The organism is Gorillibacterium timonense, assembly GCF_001457415.1.
In the GTDB taxonomy this organism is placed as follows: domain Bacteria; phylum Bacillota; class Bacilli; order Paenibacillales; family NBRC-103111; genus Gorillibacterium; species Gorillibacterium timonense.
Genome location: NZ_LN881722.1, coordinates 148352 through 171273, shown reverse-complemented (window position 1 = coordinate 171273; position 22922 = coordinate 148352). Strand labels below are relative to the sequence as shown.

The following is a 22922-nucleotide window of genomic DNA, read 5'->3' as shown; positions in this document are numbered from 1 at the left end:
CCCCGTTTCTCTCGCCTGGCAGACGTCACCCGGTCTCTGGCCCCGTCAGATGCTGTCTACCATCCGGTACCCCACGCCGACCTCGGTCACGATGTAGCGCGGCTCCGCTGGATTCTCCTCCAGCTTGCGGCGGATGTTGGCCATATTCACGCGCAGCGCTTGGGTTTCGTTCGTATAAGGCCCCCAAATCTCCTTGCAGAGATAGGCATGCGTCAACACCTTGCCCGCATGTCGGGCAAGCAAAAGGACGATCTTGTATTCGATCGGAGTCAGGTGAACCTCGGCTCCACCGAGCGTCACCCTTCGTTTCTCGTCATCGATGAGGAGTTCCCCGATGGCAAGCCGCATCTCACCCGGCTGCTCCAGACCCGCACCCGGCTGGCTGTGCCGCAGCGCCGTGCGAATGCGGGCGAGCAGCTCCGACGTGCCGAACGGCTTTGTCACATAGTCGTCGGCGCCGAGATCAAGCGCCTCCACCTTTTCACGCTCATGGCCGCGTGCCGAGACGACGATAACCGGGACGCGGCTCCAGGAGCGGATCGTTCGCAGAACGACCAGCCCGTCCATATCCGGCAGTCCCAGATCCAGAAGCACCAGATCCGGGCTGCGGGAAGCCACCAGGGTGACCGCCTCCTTGCCGCTCTCGGCCCGGACGACTTGATAGTCGTTCGAGCTGAGAATGGCGGCGATAAAATTGCTGATTCCGTCTTCATCTTCCACTACTAGGATCAACCGCCGGTTGCTCACGGACTCTCACTTCCTTTTATAGGCAAGGTAAACCGCAGGATGGCGCCGCCTTCCGGCTTATTCCCCGCTTCCATCCTGCCGCCGTGCGCCCGTATGATGGACATGCAGATGGACAAGCCGATCCCCATGCCGCGCGAGGAGTCCGCGTTCCTTTTCTCCGGGGAAACGTAGCTTTCGAAGAGATGAGGCAGATCCTGCTCGGGAATCCCTTCCCCGTTGTCGCTGACCTCGAACACGGCATACAGCCCCTGCTTCCGCACGCTAACGTCAATGAGGGACTCCGGCCCGGAATGCTTCGCGGCATTTTCGACGAGATTGATCAACACCTGCTCGATCAAGGTTCCGTCCATTGGCACGAGCAGCAGCTCATCGGGAATCTTCACCGTGATTTTACGACCCGGGAACCGCTTGCGAATCCGGCTGATCGCCTCCGCTACAATCTCCTCCACCGCTTCGGGCGTCTTGGCCACATCCGCTCCGTTCTCGTTGATGCGCGTCACCGACAGAAGATTCTCCACGAGGCGGATTAACCACTGGGAATCTTCCTTAATGTCGGAGATGAGCTTGCGTCGTGTGTCCGGGTCCAGCCGGCTCTCGTTCTCCAGAATAACCGAGCTCGCCCCCAGAATGCCGGTCAGGGGAGTCCGCAGGTCGTGGGAGATGGCACGCAGCAGGTTGCTGCGCATCTTTTCCTTTTCTGACTGAATGAGAATGTTCCGCTGTTCGTCCGACAGCGACTGCCTCTCGAGCGCCATAGCGACCTGGGAAGCGATCATGCGCAGGAAAATCCGGTTGTTCTGATCAAGCGCCCGCCCGTTCGTACACGACAAACCGATGACTCCAAGCACCTGCCCCTGCGAGATGACCGGCATGTAAAAGCCTCCGGCTCCTCGAAGCGTATCCGTCCCCGCCCCGGCCCGCTTCTGATTGGCGAATACCCAGTGTGCGACCGCCCGTTCATCCGCTGTCAGCAGATAAGAAGAGTCCGGTTCGTCCGGAGCCTGCTTGAAGAAAGCCTGCTTCCCGTCCTCCACCGGGTCCTCCGTGTAGAAGACGGCCGAGCGGTGGAACAGCTTGACCATGTAGTCGTTCGTAAGCGCCACGATCGGCTCAAGCCCCCGGGTGACCAGCAGTTTTTTGTTGATCTCGTACAGAACCTCGGTGCGCCTCTCCCTCTCGGCGGCAAGCCGAGCCTGAGTCTTGATTCTTACGGTCAAGGCGCTGGTGATGAGGGCGACGATCAGCATGATGAGGAAGGTGATCGGATACCCGGCTTGAATGGCATTTAAGGTGAAGTAGGGCTCCGTAAAAAGGTAGTTGTAGCAGAGAACGCTGAACACCGAGGCTACGACTCCGAACACATATCCCCGCGTCACCCGCGAGACGACGAGAACCGAGAGGATATAGATCATCATGACGTTGCGTTCCCCCAAGCCGACCGCTCGGAGCCCAAGCGATACCAGCGTCGCCATTATCAGCATGGCGAGCGTCTTAAGGGCATCTCCCCATGAGAAGTCCAGGTGTCGAGCAAGAGGCGGCTTGGCCCTTCTCCTCCGGTTTCGCTTCGCCGTACTGTCCGCGATGATGTGAAGCTCAATATTCCCGAGCCGCTCGATCAGCTTGTCGGACAAATCGCTCTCGAACAAGCTGGGCAGCGTTCTCCGGTTCCGGCTTTTGCCGACGACGATGTTGGTGATGCCCGAGTGACGGGCATACTCCGCGACGACGGGAGCGACCTCATGTCCGTTCAGCGTGACGATGATATCGGCCCCGAGCCGCTCCGCCAACTCCATGTTGGCGCGAATCCCGGCCCGATCTTCCTCCCGGAGAAGCTCATTGTCGACCGTTTCCACGTAGAGGGCCGTCCACGGCGCATGAAAAGCTTCCGCCATCCGGGCGGTCCAGCGGATGCTTTTGGCGGAAGAAGGCGAAGCGCTGATGCAGACGAGCAGCTTGACGCCGGCCGACTTGTCCGCGTACCGCCGCTCAGGGCCGGGGTCATGGCTCACCCGATCCGCCGCCTTGCGCATGGCAATTTCCCGAAGCAGACGCAGATTCTGCTGGGTGAAAAAGTGCTCCGTCGCCACCCTGGCCCGCTCGGGCCGGTACACCTTTCCTTCATCCAACCTCTTCAGCAGCTCCTCAGGTTCGATGTCGATCAGCTTCACCTTGTCGGCCTGATCGAAGATGGAGTCCGGAATCGTCTCCCTCACATGGACCTGGGTAATGCCCTGAACGATGTCGTTCAGGCTCTCCAGATGCTGGACGTTGACCGTCGTATAGACATCGATCCCGGCTTGCAATAGCTCCTCGATGTCTTGGTATCGCTTGCGGTTGCGCACGCTCTCGGCATTGGTGTGCGCCAATTCATCGACGAGAATCAGCTCCGGCTTCCGTTCAAGCGCCAGGTCCAGATCGAATTCCTTCAGCTCAATGCCCTTGTGGAGGATGCGCTTCGGCGGCAGAGCCGGCAGACCGCTCAGCAGTTGGGTCGTCTCCGGCCGCGTATGCGGCTCGACATAACCCGCCACGACATCGACGCCGCAGCGCAGCTGCTCCTGCGCATCGTCCAGCATGGCATAGGTTTTCCCAACCCCGGCCGCATACCCGAAAAAGATCTTCAACCGCCCGACCCGCTTCGGCTCGCCCGAGCGGATCTGCTGCAGAATCCGGTCCGGATCCGGCCTGCCTTCCTCATAGCTTTCCATCCGTGCCGCTGCTCCTTCCGTCGCGATCATCCAACTCAATAACCGTGGTTTCGCACCACTTCTCATACCGATTGACTTGCTTCGTATCCACACGATTAAGGTGGACAGCGTACTACCGGCTTAATCCGTCCAGCGCCGCATTCACCTGCAGCACGTTCACCGCCGGCTCTCCCCAGAAGCCGAGGAAGCGCTCCGAGGTGTGCTGCTTGATGATGCGGCGCACCTCGTCTTCCCCGATTCCCCGCTCCCGGGCGATGCGGCTGACCTGATAGTCGGCCGCCGCCGGCGTGATATGCGGGTCAACCCCGCTGCCGGAGACGGTGACGAGGTCCAGCGGAATGTCCTGCTTGTTGGCCGGATCCAGCTCATGCCACCGGGCGATTCGCTGCTGAACTGCCTCCTCCTGCTTATCTCCGACCGAAGATAGGTTCGTCGCCGGTCCGGCGGGGCGGCCAATCAGATACTTCGGCTCGGTAAAAGGCTGCGCAAGCAGCGAGGAGCCGATTTCCCGAACCGTTCCGTCCGCGAGCGTTGCTTTCATTATACTCCCGTTTGCTTGATGCGGATAAGCTGCTTGCGCTACGCCCGTCACGAATGCCGGATAGAGCACTCCGGTCAGCAGCGTTAACACGGCGAAGCAGACGATCGCCGGACGAATCAATGAAATGATGGTGCGCATGATGGTTTTCTCCTTTCGATTTTCCCTTGCTTCCTTCCTCTACCTGGGGGCCTCTTGGCCCGACTCAGGCGATTCCCGCCGCGGTCAGCAGCACATCGATCAGCTTGATGGCGACGAAGGGAGCCACGATCCCGCCGAGCCCATAGATCAGCATGTTCCGGCCGAGCAGCTTGCTGGCGGGCATCTCCCGGTATTTCACTCCGCGCAGAGACAGCGGAATGAGGGCGATGATAATAAGCGCATTGTACAGGATCGCCGAGAGAATGGCGCTGGTCGAACTGGTTAACCCCATAAAGTTAAGGGCGTTAAGCTGCGGGAAGATCCCGAAGAACAAGACCGGAATAATGGCAAAATACTTGGCGACATCGTTCGCGACGCTGAAGGTGGTGAGTGCGCCACGGGTCATGAGCAGCTGCTTGCCGATCTTGACGATGTCGATCAGCTTGGTCGGGTTGGAATCGAGGTCGACCATGTTGCCCGCTTCCTTCGCCGCCTGGGTGCCGGTATTCATGGCGACGGCCACATCGGCTTGAGCCAGCGCCGGTGCGTCGTTGGTGCCATCTCCGGTCATGGCGACCAGATGGCCCTTCGCCTGATAGTCGCGGATGAGCGCCAGCTTCGCTTCCGGCGTCGCCTCCGCGAGAAAATCGTCCACCCCCGCCTCGGCGGCGATGGCGGCGGCTGTCATCGGATTGTCACCGGTGATCATGATCGTCTTGATGCCCATCTTGCGCAGATCCTCGAAGCGCTCCTTCACGCCGTTCTTGACGATATCCTTCAAGTAGACGACTCCGAGCACGGTACCGTTCTTGGCGACGACAAGCGGAGTACCGCCCGCGTTTGCGACCCTCTGCACGATCCAGTCGCATTCCTCCGGGTACGTTCCGCCCCGCTCCAGCACGAAGGCTTTGACGGCCTCAGCCGCTCCCTTGCGGATTTCATTGCCCTGGTAGTCGATGCCGCTCATTCGGGTCCGAGCGGAGAATTCCACGAACACGGCCTCCAGCCGGGACAGCTCCCTCCCGCGAATGCCGAACCTCTCCTTGGCGAGGATCACGATGCTGCGCCCCTCCGCCGTTTCGTCGGCCAAGGAGGACAGCTGCGCCGCGTCGGCAAGTTCCTCCTCGGTGACCCCTCGAACGGGGAGAAACTCACTCGCCTGGCGGTTGCCGAGCGTGATCGTCCCCGTCTTGTCGAGGAGGAGCACATCGACGTCTCCGGCGGCTTCGATCGCCCGGCCGCTCATGGCGAGAACGTTGGCGCGGTTTAAGCGGCTCATCCCGGCGATGCCGATGGAGGAGAGCAGCGCGCCGATCGTGGTCGGAGCCAGGCAGACGAGCAAGGCGATGCAGTTCGTGATGGAGATCGCGGAGCCGCTCCCCGTCTGGCGGCTGGCGAAGCCCGTAAACGGCAGCAGCGTGACGGTCACGACCAGGAAGATGAGCGTCAAAGTCACGAGCAGAATCTGCAGGGCGACTTCGTTCGGCGTCTTCTTCCGCGCCGCTCCTTCGACCATCGAGATCATCTTGTCGAGGAAGCTCCCGCCTGCTTCCGCCGTCACCCGGATGACGAGCCAATCGGAGACGAGCGTCGTCCCGCCGGTAACGGCGCTCCGGTCGCCACCGGATTCGCGGATGACCGGAGCCGATTCCCCGGTTATGGCGCTTTCGTCCACGGACGCAGCCCCTTCGATTACGTCCCCGTCCATCGGGATTTGATCACCCGACTGGACGTAGACGAGATCGCCTTTTTTCAAGGTGCTGGAGAGCACCTCGGTATAATCCTCGCGGTTGTCCGCCGCCTTCAGCTTGCGCGCGGCCACATCCCTGCGAGCGCTCCGCAGGCTGTCCGCCTGCGCCTTGCCGCGGCCCTCGGCGATCGCTTCTGCGAAGTTGGCGAACAGCACGGTGAACCAGAGGATGAGGGCGATGGCCAGGATATAGCCGGCCCGTTCGTCGCGAATTCCCGCGAACGTCAAGCCGTACAGCACGGAGACCAGGATCGCTCCCAGATAGACCACAAACATGACCGGATTGGCGATCTGTACGCGGGGGGACAGCTTATAAAAGGACTGTTTGATCGCTTCGAAGTAGATCGCTTGTTTACGCGTATGGGGATTCCCTTTCTCTTCCACGGTGCTCACCTCAATGTATGGATGTGAAATAATCAGCGATCGGACCGAGCGCGAGCGCAGGCAGGAAGCTGAGCGCGCCCACCAGCAGGATGACGCCGAGAAGCATCCCGACGAACAGACCGCCCGTAGTCGGAAGGGTGCCGTCGCTGGCGGCGACCGTCTTCTTGCCTCCGAGGTTCCCAGCCAGAAGGAGGACCGCCGTTAGCGGAACGAACCGGGCGATCAGCATGATCAGCCCTCCCGCGATGTTCGTAAACGCCGTGTTCGCCGCATAGCCGGCGAAGGCACTCCCGTTATTCCCCGCAAGCGAGGTGAACGCGTAGAGGATTTCCGTAAAGCCATGCGGTCCGGGATTGGCCAACCAAGACGGTGCTTGCGGCAGGCTGACGGCGACCGCCGTTCCGAGCAGGGTCAAGAGAGGCGGAGTCAGCACGATCAGGCAAACCATCTTCATATCGAACGGCTCGATCTTCTTGCCTAGGTATTCGGGCGTGCGCCCGACCATGAGACCGGCGATGAACACGGTGAGCACGACAAAGGCGATCATGCCGTAGAGCCCGCTTCCCACTCCCCCGAAGACGATTTCTCCGAGCTGCATCAGGAACAGCATCATCATGCCGCTGAGCGGAGTGAAGCTGTCATGCATCGCGTTCACGGAGCCGTTCGACGCTGCCGTCGTAGCGGTTGCCCAGAGGGACGAGGTTCCGACCCCGTGGATGATTTCCTTGCCCTCCATGCTTCCTCCCGCGGACACTCCGGAATACACCGGACCGAGCCCCTGCTCGCTCAAGGTGATTACGGCCAGAGCGGCGATGAACAGGATCAGCATGACGGTATAGAGGGTGCGTCCCTGCTTGCGGTCTTTCACGGCAACACCGAAGGACACGCAGAGGGCCGCCGGGAGCAGCAGGATCGACAGCAGCTCCAGCAAATTCGAGAAGACCGTCGGATTTTCGAGCGGATAAGCCGAGTTGGCTCCAAAGAAGCCTCCTCCGTTGGTGCCGAGCTGCTTGATCGCGATCTGGCTCGCCGCAGGTCCGAGCGGGATGAGCTGCCGGGCGCCATTTTCCAAAGCGGCAACCGCTTTATAGGAATCAAAGGATTGCACCACACCCTGGGAGACGAGGATGAGCGCCAGGATCGTGGACAGCGGGATCAGGACATAGAGCGTCACCCGCACGAGGTCGCACCAGAAGCTGCCGAGGGTGCCCTTGGTCTTGCCGAGAAACCCTCGAATTAAAGCGAACAGAACGGCGATCCCGGCTGCGGCGGAGACGAAATTCTGCACCGTCAAGCCGAGCGCCTGCGTCAGATAGGACATCGCCGATTCACCGGAATACGCCTGCCAATTCGTATTGGAGACGAAGCTTGCAGCGGTGTTGAAGGCGAGGGGCATGCTCATCGCCCCGATATGCTCCGGATTGAACGGAAGCTTCCTCTGCAGCAGCTCTAGCACCCATACGGCGATAAGACCCACGCCGCTGAACAGCAGAACCGACAGCGCATAGCGCCATGCGGTCATCTCTTCTTCGGGCTTCACCCCCATCAGGCGGTAGAGGGCTCTCTCCACCGGTGAGAGGATTTTGGTCAACAGGACCTTCTCACCGGTCATCACCCGGTACATATACCGGCCAAGAGGAATGGACAATCCGATCAAGAGGAGCAGGAATGCGGCATCCTGCAGCACGATCATCTTCATGGCGTTTGAAAACCTCCCATTCTCGTTAAGTCCATACGCACAGCCCATTTCAAACCCGATCCAAGCTCGCTAGAAGCCTGATTCCAAGCTCGATCTAAGCGATCGGATTGACTGCGCGTGAACCCATGGCCCCATCATACGAGAGAATGGCATAAACGCAGTGTTAAGAAGCCGCCCGGCTCTATAAAGATTGTGTTAAGATCGCGAGCGCAGGGCCGAACGTTCAAACCAAAATCGATTTCAACCTCGACAAGACCGGAATCAAACGTCAAAAAGACCGGAAACATTCCTCCCGGTCCCTCATTGTTCCATTTTCATGTCGCAAGACGAGCTAAGCTTCAAGATCCTTTCTAACGGTTTCCTCTTATCTATGCCTAACCGATTCAAGCTTCCGTGACACGAGTCTCTCTGCGACTCGCCAAGCTTGCTCGGCGACGAAGGAGGACAGACCGGATCTTATCTGTCTTCGCCTCCGTTACAAGTGAGATCAGGTAAGCCGCACCGCATAGGGCAGCGATCAGCAGCAGCTCCAGCGCCACAGTCCCAAGTCCGGGCTGCAGACCCCGAAAGCCATGAGCCGCTCGCCAGTGATAAACCAGGTTAATGATCGGGTAATGCACAAGATAGAGCGTGAAGGTGAAGCCTGCCAGCTTTTTCGCTGTCTTTTCAAACTTACCCGGTTCATGGTTCCCGGCTTCCTCTCTCCGCTCAAGCGACCCGATGCGCCTGCGCCCATGGATCAAAAATGAAATGACTCCGGCGAACGATAGGCCGATAGCCACATCCACCAGAAACAGCAGCCCCGAACCGTGGCCGGGGAACAACCTTCCCGTTTGAACGAGCGGCCTCATCAGCATGGCAGCACCCAGGAGCCCACCGGTCAGCCACGCGAACGTCTTGCTTCGGTCCCTCTGTCCTCCCGGCAATACCAGGAGCGCCGTCCCGAGCAGCCAAATGACAAAGTAGAGGCTCACCCGATTCCCGACGAAGAGCATAATACCGGCTGCAAGAATGATAACGCCCACCCTCCGGATTGCTCGTGTAGTCCGAAGCAAGGCAAGCAGAACAAGAGGGAACAGCAGGTAATACCAAAATTCATAGGCCAAGCTCCACAGAGGCCCATTCGATCCGTAGCTGCTTACCCGATTCGCTTGCAGGAACAGCAAGTTGCCGACAAAATCCTTAAGCTCCGCCAAGCGGCTTGTATAACCGGGATAGGAATAGAAGCGAGAGGCGATATGGTCGGCCGCAAAGGTCAGGAGGAGAGCGGGAATCAACACCACATAGAGCCGGGAGAACCGATTGATCAGGTAAGCCTTCCAGGACCAGCGGTTAAAGAGAAACGCATGAAGCACCGATCTGGAGATAAAGAGCCCGCTTAGCACAAAGAACACGATGACCGCCGGACCTCCAAGAAGATGAAGGAGATAAAGCAATTGAACCACAGGGCCGGGTCTTTCTACCTCGCCGTAGCCGACAAACAGCCGGGAGCCAAGATGCTCCATTACAACCAGAACCGCCGATCCGAAACGAATCGAGTCCAAGTACGCGGAAGCTCTGCCGTCCAAGCGTTCATTTACTTGAGAGAAATTGACCGCCAATCGCCCCATTTTCCCGGTTCACCCGACTCTCCAAATCATTATATCTCCAAATATCTGAATCGCTGAATCGTTGAATCGTTGAATCACTGAAAAAATCATAGCATAGAATATCATTATTTTCCTATATTTTTATTATTTGATAATTTAACATTATACTGGTTATTTCGACAGCGTCATTCGAACCTGTGCACAGGTCAAAAGTTGTTCTGACCTTCCGGATTCTCTATAATATTGAAGTAGGAAAGCCAATACCGAATGGAAATGGAGGTGGCAATTCATCGTGGACGATGAACCTGAGAGTGCTCCGGACGGGGCATGGTTGTTATGGCAAGAAGTGATCCCGAACCTGTACCCGACTCGGAAAACGAGCTTCTATCCGCGGAATTGAGCGGACCGTCCGTAGGAATGCTAATCGAATCCCTTACAGACGGAGGATGAAATCGTTGATTACCGAAATCGTAGTTCTTGTTTTGCTTCTTGTTCTAAACGCTTATTTTGCCGCTTCCGAAATTGCCTTGATCTCCCTGAATGACAATAAAATCCGGGCTATGGCGGAGAGCGGCCATAAGAAGGCCAAATCCCTGCAGAACCTCCTCAGTGAACCGAGCCGATTTCTTGCCACCATACAGGTCGGCATCACCCTGGCCGGGTTTCTGGCCAGCGCTTTTGCGGCCGACAGCTTTTCCGAAAGACTGTCCTCTTTGTTCATAAATTGGGGAATTCCGTTTCCTGAAAGCGCACTAAAGACCATCTCACTCGTTCTCATCACTTTAATCATGTCGTATTTCACCCTGGTGTTCGGGGAATTGGTTCCGAAGCAGCTGGGGATGCAGAAGTCCGAGGCCGTTGCCATGATGACCGTTGGCCCGCTGACCTTCCTGTCCAAGATTGCTTCTCCCGTCGTCAAGCTCTTGACCGGCTCCACCAACCTTCTCGTACGGCTGGCCGGTGTCGATCCGAACGCCAACCACGAGCAGGTGACCGAGGAAGAAATCCGCATGATGGTGGATGTCGGCAACGAGAGCGGCGCTATTCAAGAAATCGAGAAGACGATGATCAACAACATCTTTGAATTCAACAACAAAACCGTCTCCGATATCATGACTCACCGCAGCCGCGTCGCAAGCTTACCGAGCGACCTTCCTCTCTCCGAGGTGGCGAACCGGGTCAATGTGGAAAAATACTCTCGATTTCCGATCTACGAGGGGAGCGTCGACAATGTCATCGGCGTTCTGCACACCAAGGATCTGATTCAATATTTGGACGGGAAAGAGAATGGCGACTTTTCCTTGAAGACGCTGATCCGCACCCCTTATTTTGTCCCAACCTCGAGAAGAATCGACTACTTGTACCGCGATCTGCAAAAGAATAAAAATCACATGGCGATCGCCATCGATGAATATGGCGGCACCGCCGGAATCGTCACCATGGAAGACCTTCTGGAAGAGATCGTCGGCAATATCTTCGACGAGCATGACGAAGAAGAGGAGCTGGAGATCGAAACGCTGGATGAAGGAACCTATCTGGTCAGCGGTATGACCAGCCTGCGTACCTTGAAGGAGTTTCTCGACATTCAGATGCCCTATGAGGAATACGATACGCTGAGCGGCTTTCTGGTCGGTCAACTGGGTCGCATTCCGAAGCCTGGCGAGCAGCCGGTCATCGAATTCGGCGGCCATGTCTTCCGCGTGCAGGATGTCTCCGACAAACGTATCCTTCGCGTGAAGGTCGCCCGGGCAGTCTAGTCTTTAGGAGTCTCAAAGAAAAAATCTCTCATAAAAGAGTAGTCCTCGTGCAGGAGTTTCCTGTCGGGGACCGCTCTTTTTTCATGTAAAGCTATGCCTGTCCATCAGCCGATTCGTCCGCTTCCTTCTTCCTTAACCGCATGAAATGCGTATCGTCGGAAGTCGTGCCCTGCTGGCATTCGTCTTCCGCTTGGAATTGTCCATTTCATCCATTCTCTCCGGCGACTTTACGCCCCTACTCTGCTACGCTTACCTGAGATACCTTATGGAGAGGGCGACCATTCATGGAGATCCATCAACTGCTTGCCGCAGCCGCTAAACCGGCCATCTTTCAAAAAGGAACCGCTCAAATGTGGACGGACGACCACATCTCGCAGCAGATGCTGCTCGCCCATCTGGACCCGGGAACCGATGCCGCGAGCCGCAACCTCCAAACGATCGACCGCTCGGCAGCCTGGATTCACCGGGATATCTGCCAAGAGAATACAAGCTTGAAGATCCTTGATCTCGGCTGCGGTCCGGGGCTGTATACCAACCGGCTGGCAGAGCTGGGGTATGAGGTGACCGGCATCGACTTCTCCGCTCGTTCCATTCGTCATGCGAAGGAACAAGCCGCTGAGACCGGCCTCTCCGTCCGTTACCTAAACGAGGACTACTTGTCCTGCTTGCTTCCGGACTCTTACGACTTGATCTTGATGATCTATTGCGACTTCGGCGTCTTCGACGAGGAGGAGCGCCGCGCCATCCTAGGTAAAGTGCATGCTGCCCTTGCCCCGAACGGAAAGTTCCTGTTCGATATGTTCCAGCCCGTTCGCTATCGGAACCACTCCGATTCGCGGTCTTGGTATGTCGAGAACGGGGGATTTTGGCGAAAAGACCCTTATCTCTGTCTAGAGTCCTCCTCCTGGGACGAAAAGGCAGGCATTCATCTCGATTCCTACACCATCCTGGAGGAGGGACGTTCTGTCGAGACCTACCATCTCTGGGACAAGACTTATATCCCAGACGAACTCACTTCCCTCTTACAGCAGAACGGATTCGGCAAGGCCGAGTTCTATGGAGATGTCACCGGGTCGCCCTATCGGAACGAGTCCGATACCCTGTGCGCCGTGGCCTCAAGAGAGTGAGAGGTATCTCTATCCGCTCCGCCCTTCTGTATCCAGCCGCCTTTCCTCAACCTCAGGTTGAGGATTTTTTTCTTCTTCCCCTCCTAAGAGAAATGGTCAACTCCGTCCCGATGTATATAATTGAGGGTAACGACGTCGTAATCTGAATAACGGAGACAAATCGATGAACCCTACAGAATTGACGGGAAAACGCATTGCCATGCTGCGCAAGGAAAAGGGCATGTCCCAGGAGCAGCTTGCCGAACGGCTTCAGGTAAGCGCGCAAGCGGTATCGAAATGGGAGACCGGCAAGGCCCTGCCGGAAACGGCAACCCTTCCGCTCTTATCCCGAGCGCTGGGCCATTCCATCGACAGCCTTCTGATGCCGCAGGAGCTTATTATCCTCTCCGCCGTCTATACGGACGGCTCGGAGAGCCATGACGTGACCTCCTATTTGAATTCCTTCATTACCGGCAGCCGGCTGACTTTTCCGGTGAACGAGCATACGCTGCCCTATGAGCTGTCGGGCGACCGGATCAAGGTGCTTTTGGTGAAATACGAGCTTCCAAGCGGTATCCATGCGGCTTATGTTCGTAAGGGAAAATCGCTTGCCATCGACTCGACAGCACCGGGTGTCCCGCTTCAGCCGGGCGAATTGATCGTGATGGACGCCTTCTACGGAAACGAACAGGCCCACCGCAATGTGATGAAGAAGCTTCAGCATTACCAATACTTCCGGTGGGAGTCGTTCACAGCAAACCACGAGCTGTTTCCAAGCCTCATCGGCAACGACGGACCCGATTATCTGCTGTTCGTTTATCGCAATGCGGGGGGAATCCATGCGATCAGTTGCCGAGAAGGTGAGAGCCTCCGCTTCAATTCGGAGCGGACCGAGCTGCTCCGTTCTTCTTCCGCAGCGGACAACTGGATCGTCGAAGGGATCGAGCCGCTGGCGTTTGGCCAAGGGAGAGATTGTTCGTGGGGCGGAGCCATGCTGGCTGCCTTGAAAGCCTACGGGGAGGACACTTCGTACGAGGAGGTGATGGGGGTATCGGGGGCTTGCTGGAGAGTGGCCTTTACCCCTCATTGGGATTACAGCTCCGCGGATGCGCTTGTGGCCTACGACTATGCCGCGCCGGCCTTCGCTGCCTACGGCATCGCTCCCGTCTGGTCCGATCGGATCGGCCCGGAAGCCCGCAAAGAAGAGAAGCAGCGGATCATGGCCGATCTTCGCAGAGGCCGACTTCCGGTGGCCATCAACCTGCGCGTCGCGCCGGAATGGGGAGTGATCACCGGGTATCTAGACAACGGAAACACGCTTCTCTGCCGTTCGTTCTTCGACCAGGAAACCTTCGACGAGTTGAAGGACGATCCCGACTTCCAGGCGGAGATGCGGAAAACCAAGGGATACCTGCATGTCGATCATTGGCCGTTCGCCCTGGTGAGGTTCGGAGATCAAGGGCCTGTCCCCTCCCCGCTGCGCAATCTGATCCGCTCGCTGCAGGTCAGGCTCGAGTCGATGGGCATGGCCGATAACCGGGGATACCGTCTCGGCTACGCCGCTCTGCAGACCTGGCGAGACGGCCTGCTGGACGAGGAGTGGTATTCACGCGCCGATGCTTCTGATTTCGCCCGCAGGCTGAGCGTCAATCATTTTTGCATGCAAGCCCTCGTGGATGCCCGCCGATGCGCTGCCGTTTATCTGCAGGAAGCTCTGTCGCTCTCCGAGATGGAGCCGGTTATTAAACCTCTCGCTGAAATGGCGGCCGGTTACAAAGAGATGCTCCCTCGGCTTGAAGCCTTCTATGACGGCATGCCAAGCGGCGCCACAGTAAATTTATTTCCAACCGTCAAGCAAGCTTGGTCACAAGAGCAAAGAATTGCACAAGCGGAGCTGTTGGATGTTATCATCCACTTGGAGCAACTGGGAGACAAGTGGGCGAGGCAGATAGTGGACCGCTGCAACCCTCTCTGAAACAGGGTCTGAAATGAACATGAGGCCGCGGCCCGAACAGGATAAGCCGCTCACGACGCGATTGCGCCATGAGCGGCTTTCTTATCCTCCGTGCGTCGGCTAAGGTCATTTCCCCCGGGCGATCGATTGCAGACGGGCTTCAATCAGCATCTGACTTTCCAAGATATCCGCAATCATCTCATAAAGCGTTTCGTTTGTGACTTCTCCCGACTTGAGGCCCTGTTGCCTCCTGCCCGACTGCCGGGCCTGAATCTCCTCCAGCCTGATCCTCAGCGGATCGGCCGGGATGTGAATGTGATTCGGCTTGACCGGCGTTTTCTTAGCTGCCATAAGTCACCACCACCTTCAGCTCCGCGTTTCGGTCCATTCCAACCGTTCGTACCCGAAATTCACCTGGCTCGTCGCTGCTGATCGTCAGATCCGCGACGCCCTCCTTCACCTTCACCGCATGCCGCATTCCGTTTAGTTCCAGAACGAGCTCCTCCCGGTAATCCTTTTGAACGTTGCCTCGCCAATCGGTGACGGTTGCCTGAATCGTCATCGCATCGCTCCCGTCCGGAGCGATGAGCGCCTTATCAGCCTCCATCCGAACCAGGAATCCCTGGAATTCGCCGTTCACGTACCGAGTATACAGGAGGTTGGGATTGGTATAGGATTCCTGATCGATCGGGATCAGATCGTCCGCCGCGACTGCATCGGCCAGTTGGCTCAGCCCAAACACCCGACCCTCGGAATCAATCTGCGCATAATAATTAGGCATACTCAATAACCTCCCAAGCAATCTCCGCGTAAGCCTCGTAGAACGACTCTAATGCGTTAAACCTTACCTTGTTCGAACCGATAAGCCTAGCGCATATGCTGCCGTCCATAACGGGATTCGATTGCATGGAAACGGCGAGCCCTGTGGAGAACACCTGCAGGAAGGTCTTTTGCGGATTAACAGGGGTGATCGTCACTTCTCGAAACAAGGTCGAGTTCTGATTCGGATAAAAAAATGACAGGTTTACCGTCCCTCGCTGCACGCTTTTGATTCCCACGCCTTTCCACCCCGATCCGTCGTTGTATTCCAAATACCCGCTGCTGGTTCGCATATCGATCCCATCCACTTTGTCCGCGTCGGGAATATTTCCGGCAATTTTAGCCTGAATCGCGGAGTGAAGGTAAATATCGCCGTCCCCATTTCGCTGAGCAAGCACGATTCGGTCCTTGTGCTCGTATGCGCGAGGGCCTTCCGTCCATGTTCCGATCTTGGGGAACACCGATTGCTTGTGAATGTGCTCAATATCGATATAGAGATATCCCCACGCCGGAAGCTTGTAGGTGCCTCCATTTACCCGAAAATAGGTTCCCGCCGACGGATTCATGATCATGAGAGCTTTGTAAATCCCTAGTGAACCGTCTCCATAGTCCTTTACCTGCCCCTCAGGGATGATCATCAGTCCTTGCAATCGGGCGGAAAGTCCCCAGGTCCTCCGGTCCTCCAGCACATCCAGATCCTCGTTTCCGTTGTCTCCGCTGTATACGCACAAGCCCGCGACCGCCGTGTAGGTTTTATGGCTGGGAGAAGTGACCACTAAACGCAAGTACCGGCAGGATTCGAACGGGCGGAATTCCAGAAAAGCCGCCGACTCATACACAGGTCCCTCGTGGGTATAGACCCGGGTCCACGATTCTTGATCGTTGCTGACCTCTATGTAAAAGCCTCTCGGCATGGAATCGCCGATGCTTACGAAGGACATTCCCTCCACCTTGGAATAGCTGTATCCAAGATCAATGGTAATCACATTGGGCAGCCTCGAATCGTCGATGGTCCAGGAATTCCGGTCTCCTTGGCTTTCCGCTCCTCCGTACCAGGGTGTTGTCGGAAGACCGAACAGACTTCCTCCGTTGATCCATACCCTTTTGAATTTGGCAATATTGGCCGTGCTGCCGCTTGCACGCAGATGCTTTCGCTCAATGGCTCCCACGGCGATGCCTTCTCCGCCGATCCGCGGCGCATCGCCCGCTTTCCCCGTATGACGATGCCCCTTCGTCTCGTGGAACAAGGCATCCGTCGCTTCAATATTCTCGTTCTGCGCGATACGCCTGACGGTATCGTTGGCTTCAAATGTTTTTAGCCCGCTGGGCAATGTCGTCATTGGCTATCCTCCTCCTAAACCTTCCACACCTCTAATTCATCCCACGTTTGGTTCAAGGCATCCAGCTCCGCCCATGTCAATTCGGCTCGATCCAGTTCATCCCACCTCAAATAGGTGAACTGATACAGCAGATTGATGTGAGCCGGTACAATTTCGCGAACCGCCGTTATGACATCGTTCAAATTCGGCGGAACTCCGCGCTTGCCGATGAAGGTGATCACCACCTCGTAGTTGCCAAAATTCTCCTGGATGCCGATCTCGCCGTTTTCGAACGAATCGACGACCTCTTTAATGACGGCAAGCGTGACCGTCCCGGCCCCTCGCAGCTTAGATTTGATCATAGACCGCCGCTGATCGACGGGCTTGCTCTCTTGGACGGGGAGACCGCACAGCTCTTCCCATTTGGCCAGTCCCCAGGTGGCGGTATCCACAAAAAACTGCCGCAGTACGTCCTGAACCCGTTCATGAAATACAGCGAGTTCATCGGCTTCCCGCGCGGTCAAATTGCCTACCAGCCGTGAATCGGCATAGTAGGAAGGCAAGGCGTCCAGCATCTCCGCTCCACGGTTACGCGACAACGAAATTCACCGCCCCGGCCACCGCCACCTGATCGTCAACCAGCTCCAGGTTCCCCTGGACGCCATTGATGGTCAAATCATCGAAATCTACAATGGACACGATGTCCAACAGCAGGCCCAAGATCCGGTTATAACGCACAATCGGGTCTTGAAAGGCCAAATCGGCGAGGTAGACGGTCAAGGCGGTTTGAAACAACGCGCTGACCTCATCCAGCTGCGCATCCGCCGCAAGCGTCAAGCGGGCGGAGACGGCGATTCCCACCTCCACCGCCGGAGAAACCGTCACAAGGGCTCCGACTGGACGGCGCTCCTCAACGGCCTTTTTCACTCGATCGATGATCGGGGAGCCGGGCGCTCTCTTGTCGTCGGAGAGCACAGCCAATTTCACGGTTCCGTTGCCGTTCCACACGGGAAACACCTTCACATCGCCTACCCCCGGCACTTCCAGTGCCCACTGCCGGTAATGCCAAGCGTTTCCGCTTGTGGCCGGTCTTCTCACCCGGTCCAGGTATCGCCCGATCAATGATTCATCGGACTCGGTATCGGCTCCATTGAGAAACGGCTTCGTGTTCGTTACGGACACAATGCCCGATTTGTCCCCGAGCACCAGCTTGATACGGTTCTTTGCCACGTTTCCAGCGATGCCCCCTACGGCGGCAATGGCCTTCACCCGAGCGGTGCCCTGCTTGATGACCCCCTCCTCCACCGTAAGAAAGACAAGGGCATCTTCTTCATCCGTAGAGACAGCCGTCCCCACTGGGATGCCCGTATCGTTGTCTCCGCTGAAGGTAACTTCTCCTTCCGCCTTCACACTCGGACGGCGGAGCAAGCCAAGCTCATTCGCTCGCAGCTCGAGATACTCGGAGGGCTGCTTCGGACCGACGAATCCGAAGGTCAGCACATGGTCGAGCTGGGTGTATGCCTGCGCCAGTTCAATGGCGGCGGGTGAAAGCAGATCGAAGGTAACGGAGCCTTGGCGCTTATCCAAGTCATCCGGCGTTGCCGTTAGCATCCGCTGCAAAATGAGCGCTTTGGTCTGATCCTCATACATGGTTAAATCGTCACCTCCTGTTCGATGGCTCCCTCCACCGTAAGGACGGTGAAGGTGACGAACAGCTTATCGCTGTCGCGCACAATCTGGAATTTCTCCACCGCCTTGACGCGGTCGTCCCCCAGCAGAGCCTCCGATATCACGCGAGCAATTTCGCTTTTTAACAGCTCATAGGAAATATCTTGGCCGAGCAGGCTTTCCAGTTCACAGCCGTACTGGCCGTCATAGATGAGAAAACGGTATCTGGCGGTGAGAATGGCCTTGCGGATGAACTGGCACACGGCCTCTTTCCCATCGATCCTGCGTTCCTCCAATTCACCTGTATCGAAATGAATCCGATAGGTGCGCGAGGGAGAAGGCCCTATCTTCTCTTCCTCATACCGTTCCTCCCGCCGTTGCAGAGGAGATAAAGCCATTAATACATCACCGCCCGATCGAGTACGAGATACGTTTGTCCTTGCTGGATTCCCGCAACGATCACACGCTCCCCTTCCTTAAGCTCATCGGTAAATTCCAGCTCCGCTTCCTCGACGGTCAAATCGGCGGACGCTAATCCGAAGGAGAGATAGGATAATTGTCCCGTACCTTGCGGGACGACCAGCGTATGTACGGAATTGACCGATGTAGACGAAATCTCGGCTTTTTTCTGACTTTTCAAGTGAACCGTTCGTTTGTAGGCAGTCAGCGACTGAGCTACGATCAAGTCGTCCTTCTCCAGCTCCACATTCATATGGTCCACCTTGATCTTCAGATCGGGAGGAGCGGCGGTAACGGTTGCCAGCTCGATGGAGATGTCCGCATTGTACCCGATCGCGCGGATCAACTGGACCAGTTGACTCGCTCCCGAGCCTTCAATTCTCTCCAAGGCGTTCAGCCTCCCTTCTGTTCCTTGTATTCCATCTTCGGGATGTCATCCGTTGCCGACAGCGTCAGCGACATCTTGTGGCTCCCCTTCTCGAAACGATGTTCATCCGCAGACACGTAATACGCGCCCAGAATTCCGGTTATCGATTCCTTGACGTAAACGGCCGAACCGGATACGACCTCCACAATGCCAAGGCATTCAATTCGAGCCTCGTCATCAATCGTGGCCAGCTTCTTAAGCAACTGCTTCGCCCGCTGCTCCATTTGCGATTTGGACATGCTTTGGTCCGGCTTCTCCACATGCTGCATCAAGCCGAATCGCTTGATCAGCTCCGAATCCTTGGCGCTTGACGACAGCTCCTGCTTCTTTGCATCGCCGCCGATCACTTTGATCTGGGTTCGAGTTTCTTCGATCGATTGGGAGTAGCTCGCATCGAGCAGGTTGACTCCGTTCTCCAACACCCATTTCGTCTTCTGCTCCTTGCGAGCAAGAAGCTGCAGCTTGCCTTCCTTCGAAACAAGGCTATAGCTCTCGCCATTCTGCTTCCAGGATTCCGTGAGCGCCATGACCATCATTTCGAACAGCGTCTTGTCGCGAAAGACCAGCTTCGGAATGACGAAGCCCGTGTCGTGAATCTCGCCCGCCGGGATGGAGAACTCGTTGCAGAGCCTCTTCACCACGGCGGACGCCTTCTGGTTGCGGAAGATTTTCGTATCCTTGTTCTTGGTCAAATAGATGTTCTCGTCATAAGCGGTCAATGACAGCTGCCCGCGGGAGTCGATCGAATCCGCGAATAGAACGCCGCGAAACAATTCCTGTTTCCCATCCAGAACCAGCCTCAGCTCGCCGCCCTTCTCGAACTTCATATAGAGCTCGCGGAGATTGCCCGTATTGGACAGGTCCACGACGAGCTTGCGGGAGGCCTGCTTGATATCTCCTGACCAATTAACGGCCTTAACAATGGGATCTAGGTAAACCGATTGCTCCGGATCCTTGTAGATCACGCTCCAGCTCATGACGGGATCACCAGCTTCTGGCCGGGGTAGAGCTTATTCGGGTTTTTCCCGATGACAAGCTCGTTTGCCGCATAGACTTCCCTCCAGCGGTCGCCGTTGCCGAGAGTCCGCTGCGCGATTTTCCAAAGCGTATCTCCCGGGATGACAATATACGAGGCGGGCGGTTTTCGGGTATCGGGACGTCCCTTTCCCGTGACGACCACCGCTTTGCCGGAGCCGGAGGTCTCCACCTGCCGGAACTGCACCTCCACGTACTCCTTAAGCTCCATCTCATAGAAGATGTCGCCCGGATTTCCCGCCCGTTCGCTGTACTGGAACGAACGAAGCGTGACGAGCCCCTTCAGCTTGGTTCCCGTGACATCGAGGCGGAGCGGCTTGCGGCTTTTCATCCAGCCCTCGATCTTCTCCACCGTCGCCCAAGGATCGGGCAGGTCTTCATACTCGCAATAGCCGGGATGATAGTCGCGGGGGAAGAAAGAGGCAAACGAATATTCCTTAAGCGCCGCCTCGCCGATCACCGTATATTCGCCAAGCTGGGTGACCTGAACGTCCTCATACCCATGAACACGCTTGACGCTGATCTGCTCGGGATTGACCGGCAGCCACAGCCATTCGTTCTCATCAATCGTCTTCAGCCAAAACTCGAGTGCCGCCATTACGCCATCAACCCTCCCGCCGCCTTAATTTCGCGGGCCAGAGCTCTGGCGATCGCATCGATATCCGAATCCTGGCGGACGTTAAACGTATTTCCCGATATCGTGATCGAACCGCTTCCTCCAGCTCCTTGGGTGAAGGCCCGATTCTCGCTCGCCGTCATGATCCGTTCCCCTTTGTGAAGACGGGAGACCATGCCGTCATAAGGCACATAATCCAGTCCGTGATAGTTTCCCGGCAATGGCCCGCCTTGCGAGACAGCCTGCCCGGCTGCGCCGCCTTTCACTTCAATCGTCTTCTTGCCGCTGTCTGAAAAACCAAACACGGAAGAGAGGAAGTCAGAAACCTCGGCGGCCTTGTTCATAATGTAATCCATATGGTATTTGAACAAGTACGCCAGCCCGGCCACAGCCGCACCGACGAGCAGGACGGCAAGGATGATCGGCAGGAAGGGAGCAACCGCCGCCCAGCCGGCCACTGCGGAAGCCCACAGCGCAGGCGCGAACACGCCAAGCAGCAGCGCCGCAACCGAACCGAGAGTGGCAAGAACAATGTCGGAATCCCTCGTCAGTACCTCGATCACGGAAGCCATGGCCAAACCAAGGGGGAGAAGCGCCTCCCCGAGCGGAGCGAGCGCGATCGTGATGCGGTTCTGCAGCATATCCCACTTGTCGCCGAATGTTTGGATATCGCTGGATTGCTGCTGGATGACGCCTTTGGCTCCATTCATCGCGGCGATCACGCCCTTGTATTCAACCTGCCCGATCCGAAGCGATGCAGCCAGATCCTTGCCCGCGATCTGTCCGAAATACTTGGTCGCGATAGCAGCGGCATCCGCAGCCGTTGCCGCCGTTCGAATTTGATCCGCAATCGTGGCCAATCCCCCCGTCGGAAGCTCCTTCTTGAGAGCATCCTGGACGGGAGTCAAGCCTTTGGCCTGCCACTGGGCAAGCAGGGCGGTGGACTGCTCGAACCCGAAGCCCATCAAGCGCATCGGTTCACCGACCTGCTCCATCGCTTTCATCAGGCCTCCCATGCCGACGCTGCTCGCACGACTCGCGGCATAGAATTGGTCCAGCAGGAAGGTGCCCTCCTCCGCCGGCTTGCCCCACGCCGCCATCACCTTGAAGGTCGATTCCGCGATTTCCGCGCTTCCTGAGCCGCTTAACCTAGCCGCATCCAGCGCGGTTTTGGATAGCCCCTCGAGCGATTTGCCGGTTAGCTTCGTCCCGCTGCTGAGCGTTCCGAGCACCTTCGCCACTTCATTCAGATTTTGCGGAACCTGGCTGCCGACGGAACGCAGCGAATTCGCCAGTTCGTTCAGCTGTCGGGGCGCCGCGCCTGAGGAGGCGCGCAGCGTGCCCATGGCCGTGCTGAACGCTTTCGCCGCCTCCAAGGATTTGTCTTGCACCATGCTGAACGCACTTGAGGCTGTGCTTTTGAACGAGGAGAGCAGCTTCATCTGCTTCTCGGAGTCTTGAATGGGGCTGCTCCCCACAATGTTTTGCATCCGCTTGAGTCTTCTCGGCTTCGGTAGCGGGGTGCCATACAGATAATGGGCTTGTTGGGCCGCCGCCGCTTTGTCCGCTTCCTTCTGATCGGCAGCCGCCTTGATGGCTTTGACCTTGCCCCAGAGACTCCCGAGCCCCTTGCCAACCGTATTCGCGCCGGATTGGATCGCTCCGCCGACGCCTTTGCCGATCGCCTGGAACCGGCTGCTCACGCCATTCGAGATCACGGTCATCGTCCCGCTTACCCCGTTTGATATCGACGTGATCGCATCCCCGGCCATGAGCTTCAAGCCGACCAATTGTCGGACCACCCTGGCGTTCACATCCCCGGCCTTCCACATTTCCTCGCTCATCTGGGCCAGGCCGTTGAATTGGTCGAGTCGGATCATGGAGGTCTGGAGCTGCTTCATCGTCTTGTTGTAGGCATTCAGTTGGTTGAGGCTCTTGGCGGTAACGGTTGGGATTCCTTGTTTCTTCTGTGACGATGCCACCGGTGCGTTTCGCCTCCTTGCTGCGATCCTCTTGCTTTACGGCGTTAGCCTGCGGGCCGCTCGGCTCTCTTCCCGTCTCGCCTTCTCTTCCTCCTCCAGCTGCAGCAGCATGGAGGCATACATGAAACGCTTAACTCCCTCATCTTTGTTGTAGATTTCGTCCGGTGGAATATGGTGGCGCTGGAAGATCAGGTGGATCAGGAAGGCTTCGCCGCCCGCTTTGA

General features: G+C 57.2%; 19 protein-coding genes. 3 read left to right on the top strand and 16 right to left on the bottom strand.

Annotated features, from left to right (window positions below; genetic code table 11):
• Nucleotides 1-45: 45 nt before the first annotated feature.
• The 6 genes from BN2684_RS05360 to BN2684_RS05335 form a co-directional block, all read right to left on the bottom strand.
• Nucleotides 46-747: a response regulator gene (locus tag BN2684_RS05360; RefSeq protein ID WP_058301151.1), complete on the bottom strand. Its 702-nt coding sequence runs from the start codon at nucleotides 745-747 to the stop codon at nucleotides 46-48.
• Nucleotides 744-3455 carry a sensor histidine kinase gene (locus tag BN2684_RS05355; protein WP_058301574.1) on the bottom strand — a complete coding sequence of 904 codons (2712 nt, stop codon included), beginning with the start codon at nucleotides 3453-3455 and terminating at the stop codon, nucleotides 744-746. Before BN2684_RS05355 ends, BN2684_RS05360 begins: the two co-directional genes overlap by 4 nt.
• A gap of 112 nt (nucleotides 3456-3567) precedes the next feature.
• Nucleotides 3568-4134: a potassium-transporting ATPase subunit C gene (locus BN2684_RS05350; protein ID WP_058301150.1), complete on the bottom strand. Its 567-nt coding sequence runs from the start codon at nucleotides 4132-4134 to the stop codon at nucleotides 3568-3570.
• 64 nt (nucleotides 4135-4198) lie between these two features.
• Entirely contained in the window at nucleotides 4199-6268 is a 2070-nt protein-coding gene (gene kdpB / locus BN2684_RS05345; protein ID WP_058301149.1) for a potassium-transporting ATPase subunit KdpB, read from the bottom strand.
• 10 nt (nucleotides 6269-6278) lie between these two features.
• Nucleotides 6279-7967, bottom strand: coding sequence for a potassium-transporting ATPase subunit KdpA (gene kdpA, locus BN2684_RS05340; RefSeq protein WP_058301148.1), 1689 nt, complete (start codon nucleotides 7965-7967; stop codon nucleotides 6279-6281).
• Nucleotides 7968-8350: 383 nt separating this feature from the next.
• Complete coding sequence (locus BN2684_RS05335) at nucleotides 8351-9577, bottom strand: acyltransferase family protein (RefSeq protein WP_058301147.1); 1227 nt, start codon at nucleotides 9575-9577, stop codon at nucleotides 8351-8353.
• Nucleotides 9578-10011: 434 nt separating this feature from the next.
• On the opposite strand from BN2684_RS05335, the gene BN2684_RS05330 reads away from it, so the two are divergent.
• From BN2684_RS05330 to BN2684_RS05320, 3 genes are all read left to right on the top strand, one after another.
• Entirely contained in the window at nucleotides 10012-11313 is a 1302-nt protein-coding gene (locus tag BN2684_RS05330) for a hemolysin family protein (RefSeq protein WP_187385751.1), read from the top strand.
• Between the two features lie 284 nt (nucleotides 11314-11597).
• Nucleotides 11598-12440, top strand: a complete 843-nt coding sequence (locus BN2684_RS05325) for a class I SAM-dependent methyltransferase (RefSeq protein ID WP_058301145.1) — start codon at nucleotides 11598-11600, stop codon at nucleotides 12438-12440.
• Nucleotides 12441-12603: 163 nt separating this feature from the next.
• A complete protein-coding gene (locus tag BN2684_RS05320) occupies nucleotides 12604-14394 on the top strand; it encodes a helix-turn-helix domain-containing protein (RefSeq protein ID WP_058301144.1) in 1791 nt (596 codons plus the stop codon).
• A gap of 105 nt (nucleotides 14395-14499) precedes the next feature.
• On the opposite strand, the gene BN2684_RS05315 is transcribed toward BN2684_RS05320, so the two are convergent.
• Genes BN2684_RS05315 through BN2684_RS05270 form a run of 10 tightly spaced genes read right to left on the bottom strand, consistent with a single transcriptional unit; the run spans nucleotide 14500 to nucleotide 22698 of the window.
• Nucleotides 14500-14724 (bottom strand): hypothetical protein, encoded by a 225-nt coding sequence (locus BN2684_RS05315; RefSeq protein ID WP_058301143.1) that lies wholly within the window; start codon nucleotides 14722-14724, stop codon nucleotides 14500-14502.
• The gene (locus BN2684_RS05310) at nucleotides 14714-15154 is read right to left on the bottom strand and encodes a hypothetical protein (RefSeq protein WP_058301142.1); all 441 of its coding nucleotides are present in this window, start codon (nucleotides 15152-15154) and stop codon (nucleotides 14714-14716) included. The genes BN2684_RS05315 and BN2684_RS05310 overlap by 11 nt, the downstream gene beginning before the upstream one ends.
• Nucleotides 15147-16532, bottom strand: coding sequence for a discoidin domain-containing protein (locus BN2684_RS05305; protein ID WP_058301141.1), 1386 nt, complete (start codon nucleotides 16530-16532; stop codon nucleotides 15147-15149). The genes BN2684_RS05310 and BN2684_RS05305 overlap by 8 nt, the downstream gene beginning before the upstream one ends.
• Before the next feature lie 14 nt (nucleotides 16533-16546).
• Nucleotides 16547-17110: a putative phage tail protein gene (locus BN2684_RS05300; RefSeq protein ID WP_148449895.1), complete on the bottom strand. Its 564-nt coding sequence runs from the start codon at nucleotides 17108-17110 to the stop codon at nucleotides 16547-16549.
• On the bottom strand, nucleotides 17100-18161 hold the full coding sequence (locus tag BN2684_RS05295; RefSeq protein ID WP_058301139.1) for a baseplate J/gp47 family protein: 1062 nt from the start codon (nucleotides 18159-18161) through the stop codon (nucleotides 17100-17102). The genes BN2684_RS05300 and BN2684_RS05295 overlap by 11 nt, the downstream gene beginning before the upstream one ends.
• Before the next feature lie 2 nt (nucleotides 18162-18163).
• Nucleotides 18164-18577, bottom strand: coding sequence for a DUF2634 domain-containing protein (locus BN2684_RS05290; RefSeq protein WP_058301138.1), 414 nt, complete (start codon nucleotides 18575-18577; stop codon nucleotides 18164-18166).
• A complete protein-coding gene (locus BN2684_RS05285) occupies nucleotides 18577-19026 on the bottom strand; it encodes a DUF2577 domain-containing protein (RefSeq protein WP_058301137.1) in 450 nt (149 codons plus the stop codon). Before BN2684_RS05285 ends, BN2684_RS05290 begins: the two co-directional genes overlap by 1 nt.
• Before the next feature lie 5 nt (nucleotides 19027-19031).
• The gene (locus tag BN2684_RS05280) at nucleotides 19032-20042 is read right to left on the bottom strand and encodes an XkdQ/YqbQ family protein (protein ID WP_058301136.1); all 1011 of its coding nucleotides are present in this window, start codon (nucleotides 20040-20042) and stop codon (nucleotides 19032-19034) included.
• Entirely contained in the window at nucleotides 20039-20698 is a 660-nt protein-coding gene (locus BN2684_RS05275) for a LysM peptidoglycan-binding domain-containing protein (RefSeq protein ID WP_058301135.1), read from the bottom strand. Before BN2684_RS05275 ends, BN2684_RS05280 begins: the two co-directional genes overlap by 4 nt.
• Complete coding sequence (locus BN2684_RS05270) at nucleotides 20698-22698, bottom strand: phage tail tape measure protein (RefSeq protein WP_058301134.1); 2001 nt, start codon at nucleotides 22696-22698, stop codon at nucleotides 20698-20700. Before BN2684_RS05270 ends, BN2684_RS05275 begins: the two co-directional genes overlap by 1 nt.
• Nucleotides 22699-22922: the final 224 nt, after the last annotated feature.